15 protein-coding genes are annotated in these 18,302 nt (G+C 64.1%); 6 read left to right on the top strand and 9 right to left on the bottom strand.

Annotated elements, in window-relative coordinates:
- Positions 1 to 35: 35 nt before the first annotated feature.
- Positions 36 to 2,789: a LuxR C-terminal-related transcriptional regulator gene (locus GA566_RS18945; RefSeq protein ID WP_160473673.1), complete on the top strand. Its 2,754-nt coding sequence runs from the start codon at positions 36 to 38 to the stop codon at positions 2,787 to 2,789.
- Positions 2,790 to 2,813: 24 nt separating this feature from the next.
- Here the strand turns inward: GA566_RS18945 and GA566_RS18940 are convergent, their stop codons facing one another.
- From GA566_RS18940 to GA566_RS18915, 6 genes are read right to left on the bottom strand one after another with little or no spacing between them, the layout of a single operon-like run.
- Positions 2,814 to 3,959 (bottom strand): acyl-CoA dehydrogenase family protein, encoded by a 1,146-nt coding sequence (locus GA566_RS18940; protein WP_160473672.1) that lies wholly within the window; start codon positions 3,957 to 3,959, stop codon positions 2,814 to 2,816.
- Positions 3,960 to 3,982: 23 nt separating this feature from the next.
- On the bottom strand, positions 3,983 to 4,807 hold the full coding sequence (locus GA566_RS18935) for an SDR family NAD(P)-dependent oxidoreductase (protein ID WP_160473671.1): 825 nt from the start codon (positions 4,805 to 4,807) through the stop codon (positions 3,983 to 3,985).
- Between the two features lie 35 nt (positions 4,808 to 4,842).
- Positions 4,843 to 5,259 (bottom strand): MaoC family dehydratase, encoded by a 417-nt coding sequence (locus GA566_RS18930; RefSeq protein ID WP_137927075.1) that lies wholly within the window; start codon positions 5,257 to 5,259, stop codon positions 4,843 to 4,845.
- On the bottom strand, positions 5,256 to 5,714 hold the full coding sequence (locus GA566_RS18925) for a MaoC family dehydratase N-terminal domain-containing protein (RefSeq protein WP_137927074.1): 459 nt from the start codon (positions 5,712 to 5,714) through the stop codon (positions 5,256 to 5,258). Before GA566_RS18925 ends, GA566_RS18930 begins: the two co-directional genes overlap by 4 nt.
- 12 nt (positions 5,715 to 5,726) lie before the next feature.
- Positions 5,727 to 6,911 (bottom strand): lipid-transfer protein, encoded by a 1,185-nt coding sequence (locus tag GA566_RS18920; protein ID WP_160473670.1) that lies wholly within the window; start codon positions 6,909 to 6,911, stop codon positions 5,727 to 5,729.
- A 28-nt stretch (positions 6,912 to 6,939) separates the two neighbouring features.
- On the bottom strand, positions 6,940 to 8,499 hold the full coding sequence (locus GA566_RS18915) for a long-chain-fatty-acid--CoA ligase (protein ID WP_160473669.1): 1,560 nt from the start codon (positions 8,497 to 8,499) through the stop codon (positions 6,940 to 6,942).
- 128 nt (positions 8,500 to 8,627) lie between these two features.
- Between GA566_RS18915 and GA566_RS18910 the strand changes: the two genes are divergently transcribed.
- The 4 genes from GA566_RS18910 (at position 8,628) to GA566_RS18895 (ending at position 13,696) form a co-directional block, all read left to right on the top strand.
- A complete protein-coding gene (locus GA566_RS18910; protein WP_202126838.1) occupies positions 8,628 to 9,896 on the top strand; it encodes a CaiB/BaiF CoA-transferase family protein in 1,269 nt (422 codons plus the stop codon).
- 22 nt (positions 9,897 to 9,918) lie between these two features.
- Positions 9,919 to 10,905, top strand: a complete 987-nt coding sequence (locus GA566_RS18905) for a tripartite tricarboxylate transporter substrate binding protein (RefSeq protein WP_160473668.1) — start codon at positions 9,919 to 9,921, stop codon at positions 10,903 to 10,905.
- A 139-nt stretch (positions 10,906 to 11,044) separates the two neighbouring features.
- Positions 11,045 to 12,007 carry a tripartite tricarboxylate transporter substrate binding protein gene (locus GA566_RS18900; protein WP_137927069.1) on the top strand — a complete coding sequence of 321 codons (963 nt, stop codon included), beginning with the start codon at positions 11,045 to 11,047 and terminating at the stop codon, positions 12,005 to 12,007.
- Positions 12,008 to 12,157: 150 nt separating this feature from the next.
- A complete protein-coding gene (locus GA566_RS18895) occupies positions 12,158 to 13,696 on the top strand; it encodes a class I adenylate-forming enzyme family protein (RefSeq protein ID WP_160474658.1) in 1,539 nt (512 codons plus the stop codon).
- Position 13,697: 1 nt separating this feature from the next.
- Here GA566_RS18895 and GA566_RS18890 read toward each other — a convergent pair whose 3' ends face one another.
- On the bottom strand, positions 13,698 to 14,597 hold the full coding sequence (locus GA566_RS18890; protein WP_160473667.1) for a LysR substrate-binding domain-containing protein: 900 nt from the start codon (positions 14,595 to 14,597) through the stop codon (positions 13,698 to 13,700).
- A 173-nt stretch (positions 14,598 to 14,770) separates the two neighbouring features.
- On the opposite strand from GA566_RS18890, the gene GA566_RS18885 reads away from it, so the two are divergent.
- Positions 14,771 to 15,559, top strand: a complete 789-nt coding sequence (locus GA566_RS18885) for an enoyl-CoA hydratase/isomerase family protein (RefSeq protein ID WP_160473666.1) — start codon at positions 14,771 to 14,773, stop codon at positions 15,557 to 15,559.
- Between the two features lie 73 nt (positions 15,560 to 15,632).
- Here the strand turns inward: GA566_RS18885 and GA566_RS18880 are convergent, their stop codons facing one another.
- Both GA566_RS18880 and GA566_RS18875 read right to left on the bottom strand, forming a co-directional pair.
- Positions 15,633 to 16,616, bottom strand: a complete 984-nt coding sequence (locus GA566_RS18880) for a tripartite tricarboxylate transporter substrate binding protein (RefSeq protein WP_160473665.1) — start codon at positions 16,614 to 16,616, stop codon at positions 15,633 to 15,635.
- Positions 16,613 to 18,142 (bottom strand): class I adenylate-forming enzyme family protein, encoded by a 1,530-nt coding sequence (locus GA566_RS18875; protein WP_137923399.1) that lies wholly within the window; start codon positions 18,140 to 18,142, stop codon positions 16,613 to 16,615. Before GA566_RS18875 ends, GA566_RS18880 begins: the two co-directional genes overlap by 4 nt.
- Between the last annotated feature and the right edge of the window lie 160 nt (positions 18,143 to 18,302).

The following is an 18,302-nucleotide window of genomic DNA, read 5'->3' as shown; positions in this document are numbered from 1 at the left end:
CTCCACAAAACATTCCAACCAGGAGACATCGGCCCATGCAGCCCAGCCCGCACGGTCCGAACGGAACGCCGATTCCCGGCGTTTCGGAGGACATGCCGACGATCATTGCGTCCAAGCTTGTGCCGCCGGCCTGTGCCGCGTCGCATCTGGCACGGTCGCATCTGGTCGCGGCCATGCTGGCGGCGCACAGTGCCCGACTGCTGCTGATACGCGCGCCAGCCGGATTCGGCAAGACCACGCTGATGCAGCAGTACGCAGCGGCGTGTCAGGCAAAAGGCGACGCCATCGCGTGGGTGCGGCTCGATGCGGCCGATAACGACTTGCCGCGTTTCCTCGGCCACCTCGCCGCAGGATTGCAGGTATTGCACCCCTCGCGGCAAACGCTGCCCGCCTCCGCAGAGCGCATGGGCGCGGGCGTCATCGCTACCGTTGCGGCCGTCAGCCAGCCGTTCGCCATCCTGCTCGACGATTTCGAAGTCATCCAGAGCGAGGCGGTGCTGAACTTCGTGCAGTTGCTGCTGGAATCTCTCCCCCCCAACGGTACGCTCGTGGTGGCATCGCGCACCACGCCATCGCTCGGGCTGGGCCGCGTCAGGGCACGTGGTCATCTGCTGGAACTCCAGCCTGGCGCCTTGCGGTTCACGCTGCCAGAAGCCGCCGCGTTTATTCGCGAGAAGTGCGGGATAACCCTGTCCGATGTGGATGTCGCCCGGCTCCATCGCTGCACCGAAGGCTGGGCCACGGCCATCTACCTGGCCACGCTCTCACTGCGGCAGCATCCCGACCATAGCCGCTTTGTCGCATCGTTTTCGGGCACCAATACGGATCTGGCCGAGTATCTCGCGCAGGACATCCTCGGGCGGCAGTCCGAGCCCGTGCGCCGCTTCCTGCTCGAAACCAGTGTACTGAGCCATCTTTCCGCACCGCTTTGCGATGCCATCCTCGATCGCAACGACAGTCACGCGATGCTGGCCGCGCTGGAGCATGACAATCTCTTTCTCTTTCCGCTCAATGGCGAACAGGACGAGTATCGCTACCACAGCCTGTTCGCCAGTTTCCTGCAGCATCGGCTGCGCAGCCTGAATCCCGAACGGGAGACCGCATTGCATGCTGCCGCCGCGCGATGGTATCTGCAGGCGCGGCGACCGATTCCTGCCATCGACCATCTGCTGCGCGCCGGCATGCTCGAAGCGGCCACCGCCGAGATGGCGCTTCACGCCGACACGCTGCTCAACAACGGCCGCGTCAGGCTGCTGTCGCGCTGGTTCGATCTCGTGCGCGACCGCCTTTCCGAAGCCGATCCACGGGTGCGCATTACTGCGGCATGGGTGCTGCTGCTCAATCGCCGCTTTGCGGAAGCGTTGCAGGCCGTGCAATGCATCGTTGACGATACCCGCACTAGCGCCGCACACGAATCCGTGCAGCGTCAGGCCGAGACGTTGCGCTGCGTGTTGTTCGCGATGACGGACCGCACCGAAGCCTGCCGCGAGATCGGCCTGCCGCTGCTCCAGCATGTGCCGCCGGACGATTCCTTCCAGTACTGGCTGCTTGCGAATTCCGTGGCATATGGGCTGGTTTCCGTGCGACGCCACGACGAGGCGCGGCAAGTGCTGGCCAATGCCTGCGCAGGCGGACGGCACCAGCAGATGCCGTTACTGCGCAGCGTGGCGGATTGCCTGGAGAGCATCATCGATCTGTTCCACGGCAGGCTGGGGCGTTCGATGGCGCGCCTGCGCGGTGCCCAGCAAACGTGGCATGACCGCACCGATGAAGTGACGGGAGGCCGCGCCGCAGCCGGCGTGATCCTGGCCCTGCTCTGCTATGAAGCGGACCAGATCGACGAAGCCGCGCGGCTCGTCAATGACACGCTGCCCTTCGCCAAGATGACTGGCCCGGTAGATTCGATGATCACCTGCCATATCCTGAGTGCGCGCATCGCGTTGGCGCGCGGCGACCGTGACCTGTGGCAGCGCAGGCTGCTGGAACTGGAAGAACTCGGTGGCCGGGTGCCGTCGGAGCGCGCAATCTGCTCCACGTGGCTGGAGCGCACACGCGTGGCCACACTCGACGGTGCACTCGATGCCGCCGCGCAGGCCTTGCATGCCGCGGGACAACACGGCGCGTGGGAGACACTCGATGACGCAGGGTATGCCAATGAAGTCGATGTGCCCGCCGTAGCGCGTTGGCGCCTGCAGATTGCGCGCGGGGCGGATGCGTCGCTATGCGATGCGCTGGCTCACGCCGTTGCCACGGCCACCGCACAGCAACGCCACTGGCGACTCCTGAAGCTCCGCCTGCTGCACGCGATGGCACTGGAAAGCGCAGGAGAACACGAACATGCGTTCGATGCGCTGACCGAAGCGCTGCGGATAGCCAGCCATGAAGGCTTGCGCCGCAGCTTTATCGATGAAGGCGCTCCACTGGTGGCATTGCTGCAGCGCTGGAACGCTGCTCATCGTATGCAAGGCACGATGCCTGGCGTAGCCGCTGGGTTCGTGCCTGATTTGCTCGCGCGCATGGGCGTATCCGATGCGGAACCTGCCGAAGCTACCGCTGCGCCAGACATCTCGACACCCACGCGCGACATGGGTCTCGATGCCCTGACCACGCGAGAACTCGATGTGCTGCACATGCTCTCGCACGGCCACCGCAATCGCGCCATCGCGGAGAAGCTGTTTGTCTCCGAGCTGACCGTGAAATCCCATCTGCGCCGCATCAGCGCCAAGCTCGGCGCGCAGAGCCGCACGGAGGTGGTGGCCATCGCAAGACAGCGGGGCCTGCTCGACTGAGAAGGCCCCGCTGTCCTCGTTCTCCTACAGCGTGCGCGCGATCAGTTCCTTCATGATCTCGTTCGATCCGCCGTAGATCTTGCCAACCCGTGCGTTGACGTACAGCCGCGCAATCGGATACTCGACCATATAGCCGTAGCCGCCGTGCAGTTGCAGGCATTCGTCGATGATCTCGCAGCTCTTCTGCGTGCACCACCATTTGGCCATCGCTGCCGTCTCGCCGTCCAGTTCGCCACGCAGCACCTTTGCCATGCAATCGTCCACAAAGGCGCGGGCGATGGTGACGTTGGTCTTGCACTCGGCCAGCTTGAAGCGCGTGTTCTGCAGTTCCAGCAGCGACGTGCCGAAGACCTGCCGGTCACGCACGTAGGCAACGGTTTCGGCCATCGCGCGCTCCATCGAGCCGAGCGCGCCTACCGCAATCGTCATACGTTCCTGCGGCAACTGCTGCATCAACTGGTAGAAGCCGCGCCCTTCCTCGTCGCCCAGCAGATTGCTGCACGGCACGCGCACGTTGTCGAAGAACAGTTCGGCCGTGTCCTGCCCCTTCTGGCCGATCTTCTCCAGCACGCGGCCCCGGCGGAAGCCCTCCAGGCCCGCCGTTTCCACGACGACAATCGAGACACCCTTCACGCCCTTGTCCGGGTCCGTCTTGACCACTACGCAGATCAGATCGGCCAGCAGTCCATTCGAGATGAACGTCTTGGAGCCGTTGATCACGTAGTGGTCACCGTCGCGCACCGCACGCGTCTTTACGCTCTTGAGGTCGGAGCCTGCACCCGGCTCCGACATCGCGATAGCTGCGACCATTTCGCCGGATGCCATCTTCGGCAGCCAGTGCCGCTTCTGTGCCTCGGTGCCGTAGCGCAGGATGTAGTGCGCCACGATGGCACTGTGAACGCCGGTGCCGAGGCTCGTCGCCATCGCACGCGCCTGCTCGTAGGCGATGATCGCTTCATGCGCAAACGTGCCACCGCCACCGCCGTAGGCTTCAGGGATGCTCGCGCAGAGCATGCCCATCTCGCCCGCCTTGCGCCACGTTTCGCGGTCCACATGCTGCTGCTTCCACCACCGCTCCTCGTTCGGCACGAGCTCGCGCTCGATGAACTTGCGGATAGCGTCCTGGAAGATCGAAAGATCCTCGGTGATCCATGGGCTCTGGTTCGACATGACCTGTCCTGTGAAGTGGTCAATCAGGGACGGCCGCCGCCTACCACCAGCACTTGCCCGCTGATGTAGTTCGACTCTGGAATGCACATCAGGTACACCGCGCCAGCCGCTTCTGTCGGCGTACCACCACGACCCACCGGAATCATGGCTTCCACGTTCTTCATCAACTGCGCGTTGACTCCCACCTTGATCTCGCGGCCCGCGATGTCGATGGTGGCACTGTCTCCAGCTACGGCTTCGGTCAGGCGCGTCTTGATCAGCCCGAATGCCACGCTGTTGACGTTGACTTTGTAGCGACCCCACTCCTTGGCCAGCGCACGCGTCAGGCCGTTGATCGCCGCCTTGGCGGCCGAGTAGTTGGCTTGGCCCGCATTGCCCATCACACCCGATACCGACGAGATATTGACCACCTTGCGGAAAATTTCCTGTCCCGCAGCGGCATCTGCCTTGGCGGTTTCACGGAAATGATCGGCAGCGGCACGCAGGATGCGGAACGGCGCGGTCACGTGCACGTCCATGATCGTCGACCATTGTTCATCGGACATCTTCTGGATCACGTTGTCCCAGGTGTAGCCCGCGTTGTTGATGATGATGTCGAGTCCGCCGAACTCCTGCAGCGCGGTTTGCACAAAGCGCTGGCCGAAATCTGCATCGGTCACGCTGCCGGTGCAAGCCACGGCACGGCCACCTGCTGCCTGGATCTCCTTGACCACGGCATTCGCCGGTTCCGCGTCGAGGTCGTTGACCACCACGGCGGCGCCCTCGCTCGCCAGCTTCAGTGCGATTTCACGGCCGATACCGCGGCCCGATCCCGATACGATCGCTACCTTGCCATTCAGCTTGCTCATTGCGTGTCTCCCTCTGTCTTGTTCGAGTGTGTGGTTCAGGCGGCGGGCGCAATCAGCGCCTCGCCAGCCAGTTTGATTTCGCCCTGCTGATTGCACGTGGACAGTGCAATGCGCACCGTCCCCGCCGCTGCATCTTTCTCCGTCACCACGCCGCTGCACGACACCACATCGCCCACATGCGTGATGGCTGCAAAGCGCACCGAGAACTCGCGAATCGCTTCCTGCGGCACCCAGTTGGTCAGCAAGCGCCCCAGGTAGGCCATCGACAACATGCCGTGCGCGAACACGTCGGGCATGCCCGCACGTTTCGCAAAATCCAGATCGACGTGAATCGGATTGTGGTCACCGGAGGCACCCGCATAGAGCGCCAGCGTGAGCCGGCTCAACGGCTCGGCATCGAAGGCGGGCAGCTTGCTGCCAACTTCCAATTGATCGAATCGAACTGCGCTCATTTGCTCTCCCTGGCCTTGCCACGTACCACGATTACGCTGCGCAGATCGGCTACTGCACCGCCGTCGCCATCGGTCACCCTGGTCTCGCGCACCACAAAGCCCAGCGCGCCGCCCTTCTTCTCGTAGATGTCCGCAATGCGCACCTCGAAATGCAGGCGCTCCCCAGCGAACGCCATGCGGTGATATTGAAAGCTCTGCTCGCCGTGCAGGATGCTGCCGATATCGATGCCCAGCAGGTCGATCGTGGCGCGCGGGTTCGGCGCTTCCATCTCCAGGCAGAACAGGAAAGTCGGCGGCACGGGCAGCGCGGGATAACCCGCAGCCGTGGCGGCAGCCTTGTCGGTATAGCGCGCATCGGTCTGTCCCGTGGCCTTGGCGAAGAAGCGCAGGCGGCCTGCCTCCACTTCCGCGCTATGCCGGGACAGCACCGTGCCGATGTGTCGGGTATCGAGCATGGGCACCTCCGCTTACTGGCGCTCGTACAGCGTCACCACGCAGGCGCCGCCGAGTCCGAGGTTGTGTTGCAGCGCCATGCGCACGCCCGGCACCTGACGGTCCTGTGCCTGTCCGCGCAGTTGCCACACCAGCTCCGCACATTGCGCGAGTCCGGTGGCACCCAACGGATGGCCCTTCGACAGCAGGCCGCCAGACGGATTCGTCACCACGCGTCCGCCGTAGGTGTTGTCGCCGTCGATGATGAACTTCTCGGCAGTGCCTTCCGGCGTGAGACCCAATGCTTCGTACGTAATCAGCTCGTTGGCGGTGAAGCAGTCGTGCAGCTCCACCACGCCGATATCCTCCGGTCCCACGCCAGCGGCCTCGTACACGGCCTGCGCGGCGGCATGCGTCATGTCGTAGCCCACCACCTTGCGCATATCGCCTTCGTCGAACGTGCTGTTGCGGTCCGTGGTCATCGATTGCGCACGGATGGCAACGCGCGTATCGAGTCCATATTTCTTCGCGAACGCTTCGGAGCACAGGATCGCAGCCGCCGCACCGCAAGTAGGCGGGCAGCACTGCAAGCGCGTCAGCGGATCGAACACCGTGGGCGATGCCATGACTTCTTCCAGCGACACCGTATTGCGGAACACCGCAAACGGATTGCGCGCCGCGTGTTGTCGTGCCTTGACCGAGATGCGGCCAAACGTATCCGGACGAATGTCGTATTCCTTCAGATAATCGCGCGCCGCACCGCCGAAGAATTGCGCGGCACGCGGCGCGGCTTCGTCGATGCCCTGGATGTCGCGCATCACGTCGACAAAGCGTGCCATCGGGGCCGGACGGTCGGTGTAAGCACCCTTCAACGCGCCGGGCACCATCTGCTCGAAGCCCACTGCGATGGCACATTCCACCGCGCCGCTTTCTACGGCCTGCCGTGCCAGAAACAGGGCAGTCGATCCCGTGGCGCAGTTATTGTTGACGTTGATGACGGGAATGCCGGTCAGGCCCACGCCATAGATGGCCGCTTGCCCTGCCGTGGAGTCGCCGTAGACGTAACCCACATACGCCTGCTCCACCAGCGCGTAGTCCACACCGGCGTCGGCCAGTGCAGCCCGCGCGGCGTTGGCGCCCATGACCGGATAATCCTCGCTGGCTCCGGCCTTGGTGAACGGAATCATGCCGACACCGGCAACCAATACGCTTCTGCTCATGTTCGTGTCCTCGATCAATGGAAGGGAATCAGCTCACCTGGCGCGTCTGGCCCTGCCAGTGCTGGTCGCGCAGGTCGCGTTTCAGGATCTTGCCCGCCGCCGACAGCGGCATTTCCGTGCGGAATTCAAAGCTCTTGGGGCACTTGTAGTTGGCGAGTGCCGCACGGCAGTGCTCGCGCAGCGAAGTCTCGGATGGCGTCTTGCCTGCATGCGGCACCACCACGGCATGCACCGCCTCGCCCCAGTTGGTATCGGGGATGCCGATGACCGCGCACGTCGCCACCTCGGGATGCAGCGACAGCACGCTCTCGACTTCGGCCGAGTAGACGTTCTCGCCTCCCGTGACAATCATGTCCTTGAGCCGGTCGACGATGAACAGATAGCCGTCGTCGTCCATGTAGCCACCATCGCCGGTATGCAGCCAGCCGTTGCGCAAGGCTTCGGCGGTTTCCTTGGGCCGGTTCCAGTAGCCGCTGGTGATATTGGCGCCGAGCACCACGATCTCGCCCACAGTGTTGCGCGGCACTTCATTGCCATCCGGATCGACGATGCGCATGGTCACGCCCAGGCTCGCGCGGCCTGCCGAGCGGTACAGACCGCTGGCACGTGCCTCGTGGCTGTGATTCGCCGGCGGATTGACCGTGATAAGCGGCGAGGCTTCCGTCATGCCATACGCATGGAAGAAATCGATGTCGGGCAGCGCTGCCAGCGCGCGATCCAGCAGGCCCGCGGAAATGGGTGACGCGCCGTAGTAGATGCGCTGCAGGCTCGACAGGTCATGCTGGCCAAACGTGGGGTCCGCCAGCAGTGCCTGCAGCATCGTGGGCACCAGCAGCAGTTCTTCGATCTGCTCGCGCTCTACTGTCTTTAGCACCTCGGCCGGTACGAAGCCCGGCTCGATCACCTGCGTGTCGCCCGCCACGATGTGGCCGACGGCGCGCGCCATGGCGGCAGTGTGGAATAGCGGTGCCACGTGCAGCGATACGAATACGCGTTGTCCTTCGCGATACTCGGCCATGCGCGAGACCGCCGATGCCCACAGGTTCAGATGCGTCTGCATCACGCCCTTGGGCTTGCCCGTGGTGCCACCCGTGTACATGATCGATGCCAGATCCTGACCGCCACGGAACATGTCCGCCACTGGCGTGGCCGCATCGATCATGGCCTCGTAATCGAGCATGCCATCGGGTGCACGCCCTTCACCCGCATAGATCACATGCGGCAACCGCTTTGCGGCCGCAAGGATGCCGGGCACCATCGGCAGGAACTGATCGTCCACGATCAGGATGCCGGTGTCGCAGTCGTCGAGCGAATAGACGATTTCGGGCACGCTCCAGCGAATGTTCACCGGATTCAGCACGCCGCCGCCCCACCAGACCCCTAGCATGTATTCGATATAGCGATCCGAATTCAGCGCCAGCATGCTGACCCGGTCGCCCGGCGCCATACCGATTGCCTGCAACGCGCCAGCGAGTCGCGCCACGCGTCCATGCAGTTCCCGGAACGTGCGGGTCCGGCCGCGAAACACGGTGGCGCGGCTGTCCGGCGTCTGCTGCATGCAACGATGCAGCCCTTGCGTCAGATACATTCCTCGTCTCCTTCATGTGATGCAAGCGTCAGCCCTTGCATATGGGGGCCGCCATGTTGGGCCGCCTTCTGGAACCAGACTCTACGGAGCCGCGCGAGCCGTGTCGTGCGCCAAAGGAACCAATTTGCATGTTGCAGTGCGATTGGTCCGAACGGACCACGACAGTGCCCGGACGCGATGGAAGAATCGGCGGCATCCCCACTCTTTCCCCTACGAGCATGAGCGGACCGCTGGCTGGACTGAAGATCCTCGACTTTTCCACGCTGTTGCCGGGGCCGTTCGCCACCCTGGCGCTGGCCGACCTGGGCGCGGACGTAATTCGCATCGAAGCGCCGAACCGGCCAGATCCGGTCAGGCGCCTGTCACCGCAACGCCATGGGGTCTCGGCGGCGCATGCGTGGATCAACCGCAACAAGCGGTCGCTGGCGCTGGACCTCAAGCAACCCGAATCGATCGACATTGTCAGGAAGCTGATTGCGACGCACGACATCGTGGTGGAACAGTTCCGCCCCGGCGTCATGGCACGGCTCGGCCTTGGCTATGAACAGCTTCGCGAGATCCACCCCGCCCTGATCTATTGCTCGATCACGGGCTACGGTCAGGACGGCCCCTATCGCGACCGCGCCGGGCATGACATCAACTATCTCTCGATTGCCGGCACAGCCAGCTACTGCGGACGCGGCGCGCCGGCACCGTCGAGCATCCAGGTGGCCGATATCGCGGGCGGCAGCCTGCATGCCGCGCTTGCGATGCTTGCGGCCGTCGCACATCGCTATCGCACTGGCGCAGGCCAGTCCATCGACGTCAGCATGACCGATGCCGCATTCAGCCTGAATGCGCTGTCCGGTGCGGCCTATCTCGCTGGTGCGCGCGCGCCACGTCCGGAATCGGAGCGGCTCAATGGCGGCAGCTTCTATGACTACTACGCGACATCCGACGGCAGGCACTTTTCGGTCGGCAGCCTGGAGCCGCAGTTCCTGCAAGCGTTCTGCAGCGCGATGGGCCATCCCGAGTGGGTAACGCTGGCCGTCACGGATATGACCGCACTGAAGCAGCAGATCGGCGCGGCCTTTGTGAGGCGCACATTCGCGGAGTGGTGCGACGTCTTCGCCAAGGTGGATTGCTGCGTGGAACCCGTGCTGACGCTGGAAGAAGCGGCCACGCATCCGCACATGCGCGCGCGCGGACTGGTGGTTGATGTACCGGTGGCTGGCATGGCGGGCTCGTTGCCGCAGATCGCCCATCCGGTGCGCTATTCCGCCACACCACCCCAGTACCGGCACACAGGGGAAGCACTCGGCCAGCAGAGCCGCGACATCCTCGCTTCGCTTGGCTACGACGATACGCAGGTGCAGAAACTTGCCGACGCAGGCGTCACAACGCTGACGGAAGCCTGACACCTATCACAAGGAGACAGACATGGATCATGAACGGAGACGCTGGCTCGGCCAGGCAGCAGCCATCGGCGGCGGCATGGCGTTCGCAAGTTGGCATGCAAGCGCCGACACTGCCTATCCGAACAAGCCACTGCGGCTCGTCGTGCCCTATCCGGCAGGCGGCGGCGCAGACACCATCGCGCGGTTGATCGGCCAGCAGTTGTCGCAGGCGTGGCAGCAACCGGTCGTAGTGGACAACAAGCCCGGCGCCAGTGGCATTCTCGGCAACGACATCGTGGCGAAGGCCACGCCCGATGGGTACACGATGCTGCTGGCCATCACCGCCATGATCCAGTCGCCCAGCCTCTACCGAAAGATGCCGTACAACGTGGAACGCGACTTCATGCCGGTCTCGCTGGTCGCGCGGTCGTCGGATCTTTTCGTCGTGCCGAATCGTGTGCCGGCGCGCACGCTCGCGGAATTCATCGCACTGGCCAAGGCCAGCCCCGGCAAGTTGAGCTACGGCTCGTATGGCAATGGCACCTCGTCGCACCTGCATGGCGAGCAGTTCAAGATTCGCGCGGGGATCGATCTCGTCCATGTGCCGTACAAGGGCGCCGCGCCACTGGTCAGCGATGTATTGGGCGGACAGGTCGATTCCGCATTTGTCGACGTCACCTCGGCCAATGCGTACCTCCAAAGCGGAAAGTTCCGCGTGCTCGGCATCACGGGTACGCAGCGCCATACCGCGCTGCCGGCCGTGCCGACCTTTGCGGAAGCCGGATTGACTGGTTTCGAGCCCAACGGCTGGTTCGGGTTTTTCCTGCCTGCAGGCACGCCGCGCGATGTCGCCGATCGCCTGGCCGCCGAAGTGGCACGCATTGCCAAACGTCCGGATATCTCGCAGCGCCTGAGCGCCATGGGACTGCAGCCTGTGGCATCGACGCCAACCGAACTGGCCAGCGTGGTCAGCAACGACACGCCGAAATGGGCGGAAATCGTCCGCACGGCGCGTATTCAACTGGACTGAGCAGCTGTATTGAACCGGGAGGATGCAGCAGGTATTGCATCCTCGAAGCCCACCTTAAACAAATGCAAATTGCCTGACTGGCGGACGTGACGCACAGTGGTCTCCGACAAAAACCTGACAAGAACAGGAGGAGACAATCATGGTGCGAATCATGCTCGCCGGCGTGCTGCTGGCGCTGGCTCACGGTGCAGCCGTGGCCGAAACCTATCCCTCGCGGCCCATCCGGCTGCTGGTTGGCTACGCGCCGGGCGGCCCGGTGGATACCGCCGCGCGCATCTACGCCGCCGAAATGGGCCGCGTGCTGAAGCAGCCGGTGGTTGTGGACAACCGCGCGGGCGCCAGCGGTGCGATTGCCGCAGGCATGACGGTCGGCGCCAAGCCTGACGGATACACGCTCTACTTCGTGGCCAGCCCCACGATGACGATGACGCCGCTGATCCAGAAATCGGTCAGCTTCAAGCCCGAGAAGGACTTCACCTACGTCGGGCTCATCACGGACTACACCAACGTCCTGCTGATCAACAAGGATTTCCCCGCAAAGAACGTCGAGGAACTGGTGTCGTACGCGCGCAAGCATCCCGGCGACGTGAGCTTCGGCTCGGCTGGCGTGGGGGCATCGAACCATTTGTCCGCCGAACTGCTCGCGCAGATGACCGGCGTGAAGATGCTGCATGTGCCATACAAGGGCAATTCGCCGGCCATGGCCGATGTCATGAGCGGCAAGGTGACGTTCATGTTCGACATCACTGGCACGGCCATCGGCCATATCCAGGGCGGCAAGGTCCGCGCACTGGCGGTCACGTCGAAGACACGCAACCCCGCCTTGCCCAGCGTGCCCACGCTTGTGGAATCCGGCCTCAAGCAATACGACCTGACCGGCTGGTATGGCCTGGTCGGGCCGCCGGGAATGCCTGCCGATATCACCAACCAGCTCGTCAAGGCGCAGCAGACCGTGGGCGAAGACCCCGCCTTCCGCAGCCGCATGACCGAGGTGGGCTACGACCTGAACGTGACCGGCCCGGCGCCGCTACAGAACCGCATCAAGAAGGAACTGGCGCTCTGGGGCAACGTGGTCAAGACGGCCAATATCGAAGTGGAATAAGCGATAAACGAGCGGCTGGCGTTGCCTGGCAGTTCGGCGGCGGTGAAGGCGTGCTTTCCCGATGACGAATTGCCGCACCCCAGCACCGCCTCTACACTGCGGACGTGCCGGATAGTGTCCGGCCCCTTTTCCATGAAGGAATTCAGCGACATGCCGCAGGAACCCGCCGCCGACATCAACACCCGGATCAGCGACATTCCCCGTCACTGGGCCAGCCGCGCGCCGGACGCCATTGCCGTGCAGGAGGGCGAGCGCACCGTCACGTTCGGACAGCTTTGGGAAGGCATTGGCCTGGCTCGCGAATACCTGGCTGCACAAGGCGTGGGCACGGGCGACCGCGTGATGATCATCGGCGAAAACTGTCTCGCGCTGATCACGCTGGTCTTTGCATTGTCCGAGCTTGGCGCGTGGCCCGTGGTCACCAATGCGCGCCTGACGCCGCGCGAGATCGAGGAAATCCGCGCACATTGCCGGCCCCGGCTGATGCTGTTCACACTGGCCGCATCACCTGACGCGCTGCGGCACGGCCTGCTGTACCGTGCCCGCGAGATCACGCCGCCCGGCCTGGGCCCGTTGATGGGGGCCGATGTGGACCAGCATAGTGAACCGGAGCCGGAAGCCCTCGCGCGCGACGTGGCCGCGCTGATCTATACCTCCGGCACCACCGGACAGCCCAAGGGCGTCATGGTCACGCATCGCGGCCTGCTGCACTACGCCCGTGTGACGGTCGAAAGCCGTGGCATCGGGCCCGGCGACTGCGCCTATGCCGTGATGCCGATGTCCCATATCTTCGGCCTCGCCACGCTGCTGCTCGCCACGTTGCAAGGCGGCGGCAGCCTGTATCTGGTTGCACGCTTCAACGTCAACGATGCCTGTGCCGCACTGCAGCGCGGTGCCATCTCGATCCTGCAGGGCGTGCCGGCGATGTTCAGCCGCATCCTGGCACATCTCGCCAGACAAGGGACGCCAACGCTGCGTGCGCCGCGCCTGCGTTACCTGTACACGGGGGGCGGTCCCCTGGAACCTGCGTTGAAGCGCAACGTGGAAGCCGTGTTCGGGCAACCGCTGCATCATGGCTATGGCATGACCGAATACGCGGGATCGCTGTTCATCACACGCCCCGACCGTCCGCGCGATGACTGTGCAGCAGGCGAGATTGTCGAAGGCGCCGCACTGCGCGTGGTGACATCCGACGGCAATCCCGTTCCTCCCGGCACGCCCGGCGAGCTATGGGTAAAGGGCCCCGGCGTGATGCGTGGCTACTACCGCGCGCCGGAGCAGACTGCCGAGGCATTGCGTCCCGATGGCTGGCTCAATACCGGCGATATCGGACGGCTCGGCCCCGACGGTGCGCTGTTCATCGTGGGTCGTACGCGCGACCTGATCATCCGCTCGGGTTTCAGCGTGTATCCGATCGAAGTCGAATCCGTGATCAATACCCATCCGACGGTGAGGATTTCCGCCGTGGTGGGGCATCCCGCAGAGGACGGCAACGAGGAAATCGTGGCGTTCGTGGAGATTCGCGAAGGCGAAACATTCGATGCGGACACACTGCACAGCTACCTGGCCGAGCGTCTTTCTCCCTACAAGCGGCCGGCGCGCATCGTGCGCGTGGCGGCGATACCGACTACGGCCAGCGGCAAGCTGCACAAGCACCAGTTGCGCGGGATGATGGCGGAACTGGTCTGATTCAAGTACCCGTGTTGCCGTCTTCCACAAGCAGATCTACCAGCTTGCGCGCGAAGACGGGCAACGCCTCGCGATCCGCCACGCAGATCTGCAGCTTGCGCTCGGCCCAGTCATCTTCGATCTGCACGATGTTGAGCGCCATGGTCTTGGCGTGACGCCGGGCTGTGCTCTCGGGCAGCACGCCGATCCCCACATTCGCCTCGATCATCCGCCCTGCCGTCTCGAAGTTGCTGACCTGGATACGCCAGTGCAGCGTGCGCTGCAGATCGGCGGCGGCGCGCTTCAGGAAATTGTGGATCGCGCTTTCCTCGGGGAGGCCGATGAAGTCGTATTCGAGCGTCTCCACAAAGCGCACCCGCTTGCGCTGCGCCAGCGGATGGCTCAGGGCCGTGGCCAGCACCAGGCGGTCCAGCCGGTAGGGCATCACCTCCAGCCCATCCATGTTCACGCCGCTGGCCGCAATGCCGATATCCACCATGCCTTCCTGCACGGCCCGGACGATATCGGGACTCAACCGTTCGCGGATATCGACCGTCACATCGGGATGGTTGACAAGGTAAGTGCGCAGCACGCCGGGCAGGAACTCGCTCATCGCCGTGGTATTGGCGAACACACGCACGTGACCCTTGATGCCTGAAGCGTATTCCTGAAGATCGCCACTCAACTGCTCGATCTGGCGAAGTACCCGGCGCGCATGCGCCAGAAGCGTTTCCCCCGCCGGCGTCACCTTGACGCCCTGGCTGCTGCGGCTCAGCAACTTCACGCCCACCTGTTCTTCCAGGTTCTTGATGCGCGTGCTGGCAGCGGGTAGCGACAGATGGCAACGTTCTGCACCGCGGGTCAGGCTGCTGGCTTCCGCGATATGCGTGAAGAGGTTCAGATCGACCAGATCGAAGCGCATTGTCGTTGTCTCCAGAATAGTCGGCGATTATCCCCCGATTGCACGCAATCTTGCCATCCTCGCAATCACCGAGGGCCTTCATGGCGGGCGAATACCGGCTTTCAGACACGCGAATAGGCGAACCGCCGTGCATGCGCCAAGCTGTGCCATTCCCATAACTCCGGAGACCCGACATGGCAGAGCAGGAGACGTTGCGCGTGGACATTGCGGACGGCGTGGCAACGCTGACGCTGAATCGTCCCGAACAGAAGAACGCCCTGAACACATCGATGCGCGACGGACTGCGCGAAGCCGTGCAGAGCATCCGCGCCGACCGTTCGATTCGTGCGGTGGTACTGCGCGGCGCCGGCACCGACTTCTGCTCGGGCGGCGATATCCGCGCCATGAACGTCACCGACGCCGACGCAGGCCGCGACCGCATGGACGACCTGCACGGCTGGATCGCCATGCTTTCCGACCTGGATCGCCCCGTGGTGGCCGCTGTGGATGGCGTGGCCTATGGTGCGGGCTTCAGCCTGGCGCTGCTGGCGGATTTCATCCTGGCCTCGCCGCGTGCGCGCTTTTGCATGCCGTTCATGAAGGTGGGACTGGTGCCGGATTGCGGCGCGTTGTATACGCTGCCGCGCGTGGTGGGCATGGCGCGTGCGCGAGAGCTGGTCTTCAGCGCCCGCGAAGTTCGCGCGGAAGAAGCCAAACAGATGGGCGTGGTATTCGAGATCGTGGAACAGGAGCGGTTATTTGCTCGTGCAGATCAGATGGCGCGCAGCCTGGCGAGTGCTTCGCCTGCGGCGTATGCGCTGACCAAACGCGCATTGAACCAGTCGTTCGACAGCGACCTCCGCGCGATGCTGGAGCTGGAATCACTGGGACAAGGGGTGGCGTTTACCACCGCGTATCACAAGGAAGCGGTGAGGCGGTTCAAGGAGAAGGAAGCGCCGTTGTTTCAGTGGGCGACGGAGTAATCTCTCCGATTGTGTTGCTCCCCTCTCCCGCGAGCGGGAGAGGGGAGAAAACAGTCAGGAGATTGTCGAGGCATCACCCCGCCGTGATCCCCGCCGTCTTGATCACCTTCCCCCACTTCTCGATCTCCGCATGGAGCCGCTTGCGCATCTGCTCCTGCGTCCCCGCATCAGCCTCAGCCCCCGCCTGCAGCAGTTTCTGCTTCACACTCGGGTCATTCATCGCCACGTTGAAATCCGCATTGATCTTGTCGAGCACGGCTTTGGGCGTCTGGGCCGGGGCAAACAACGCTGCCCACGAATACGCTTCGTAACCCGGCAATCCCGATTCGGCCACGGTCGGCACATCGGGCAGCATGCCCGAACGCTTGCGGCTGGCCACGCCCAATACCTTGATACGTCCCGTCTTGATGTGTTGCAGCGCAGTCGGCGCATCGCTGAACATCAACTGTACCTGTCCACCGAGCAGGTCATTCATCGCCGGGCCACTGCCCTTGTAGGGCACGTGCTGCAACTTCGTGCCCGCTTCCATGTTGAACAGTTCGCCCGCCAGATGCGTGCCACCACCGTTGCCCGACGAGCCATATGAGAGCGTGCGGCCGGGCTGCTTCGCGTACGCAATCAGTTCCTTGATGTTGTTGGCAGGCACGGACGGATGCGCGACCACGAACACCGGGAACATCGCCGCGAAGCTCACCGGCGCGAAGTCCTTCTCGATGTCGTACGGCAGCTTGCCCATCAGCGATGGATTCACCGCGTGGTGAATCGAGCCGAGGAACAGCGTGTAGCCATCGGGCGCCTCTTTGGATGCGATGGTGGCGCCGATCGTGCCGCCCGCGCCCGCGCGATTGTCGATGACGAGCGGCTGCTTCCAGATCTCGCCGAGCCGCTGGCTGAAGATGCGCGCGGTACTGTCCACCGGACCGCCGGGCGGAAACGGCACGATCAGCCGCACCGGCTTGGCCGGCCACGGGTCGTTGGCCAGCACCGATAGCGGATGCGTGGCGGCTGCCAGCGCGCCAGCAGCCATGAGCCGCCTGCGCATAGGGGAAATGATCATGCCTTGTCTCCTTGGGTCTGCATCGAACCGGCCTGCTCCCGCAGCACACGCTTGAGGATCTTGCCGTTGTTATTGGTAGGCAGTTCTGCCAGCGCGATGATTCGCGCGGGGCGTTTGTAAGGGGCCAGCCGGCTGCGCAGATGATCCTTGAGCGCGGCAAGTTCCAGCGGGCAGCCAGGACGCAGTTCCACGAACGCGACGATTTCCTCGTTGCCGTCGCCCTCGGGCGTGCCGACCACCGCCGAGCGCTGAATGCTTGGATGGGTGTTCAATGCCGTCTCTACTTCAGCCGGGTACACGTTGAAGCCCGAGCGGATGATCATTTCCTTGAGGCGACCCACCACGAAGACCGCGCCATCGGCGTGCATCTCGCCCAGGTCGCCGCTCGCATACCAGCCGCCTTCGCGCATCACGGCAGCGGTGGCTTCCGGATCGCGGAAATAGCCAGGCATCAGCCCCCTGCCCCGCAGCCAGAGTTCTCCGCGCTCGCCCAGCGGCAGCGGCTTGCCAGTCGTGGCGTCGGTGACCTGCACCTCGGCTTCGGCTACCGCATAGCCCGCGCTGGTATCGGCACGCCGTTCGTCGATGCGCGTGACATGGACCGATCCCGCGTACTCGGAGAGTCCATAGCCATGGTGCAGCGTCAGCCCGAACATCGCTTCCACGCGTTGCTTCAGCGCGAGGTCGAGCGGCCCTGCACCCGTGTAGATGTAGCGCAGCGACGGCGCTACAGGTTGCGTGATGCCTTGCTGTTGCAGATAGGCCAGCAGCCGCGAGAACAGCGTCGGCGGCCCCTGCAGTTGCGACACGCCGTGGTGCGCCAGCGCATCGAGCAGATCCTCGGGATCGAACTGCGGACGCATGACAAGCTGCGATCCGGCCAGCAGCGAACTCAGCAGCACCGTGCCAAGGCCAAAGATATGCGTCATCGGCACGAACGCGTAGCTGCGGTCTGCCGGACGCATCTCCCGTGCGTCGCGCGTCACGCGTGCAAAGTGGATCAGCGCGTCGTGCGTCAGCATCACGCCCTTCGGCTCACCCGTGGTGCCCGAGGTGAAGATCAGCGCGGCTACCTCGTCGCGCAACGGTTCGGGCTCCGTCACGGCGTCCGCGCGCACCGCCGAGCGCACCATGCCCGGGAGCGCGGACGGCACGGCATCGAAGCGTGCCCCGTGCGCTGCGGCGGCCTGCGATGCCGATGCGGTGAAGTACACCACGCGGGCATCGGCGCGCGCCGCAAAGGCATCGATCTCGCCCGGCGCCATGCGTGCGTTGACGCCGCAAGACCATGCGCCCACGCGGCTGCAAGCCATGATCAGCGCCGCATGCTCGGGACAGTTCTCCGCCACCACCATGACGCGGTCACCGGGGCGGACATCGAGCGCCCGCAGTTCTACCTCGGCCACATAGGTCAGCGCTCCAAGCTGGGCAAACGTCACCTGAGTGCCATCCGGCAGGTGGATGAACGGTTGATCGGGTGCCTCGTTCAACCAGTAATCGAGCAGGTGATGAATTCGCGTAGTCACTGCTGGCCGTCCTTTGCAATGCGGGAAGTGGTGCGCGCAGCATGAGCGCAAAGCCGTCGGGGCGCCATTCGTAAATGGCAAGGCCCGCCTTTGCCTCGCTGAAACCGCGCTGCAGTACGCGCGGGCGCAGGCTGGCGGCGCATTCCGCATAGATAAAGAC

The sequence above is a fragment of the Cupriavidus sp. SW-Y-13 genome (assembly GCF_009793345.1).
In the GTDB taxonomy this organism is placed as follows: Bacteria; Pseudomonadota; Gammaproteobacteria; order Burkholderiales; family Burkholderiaceae; genus Cupriavidus.
The sequence above is the reverse complement of the archived record's forward strand: the minus strand, read 5'-3'. Positions and strand labels throughout refer to the sequence as shown.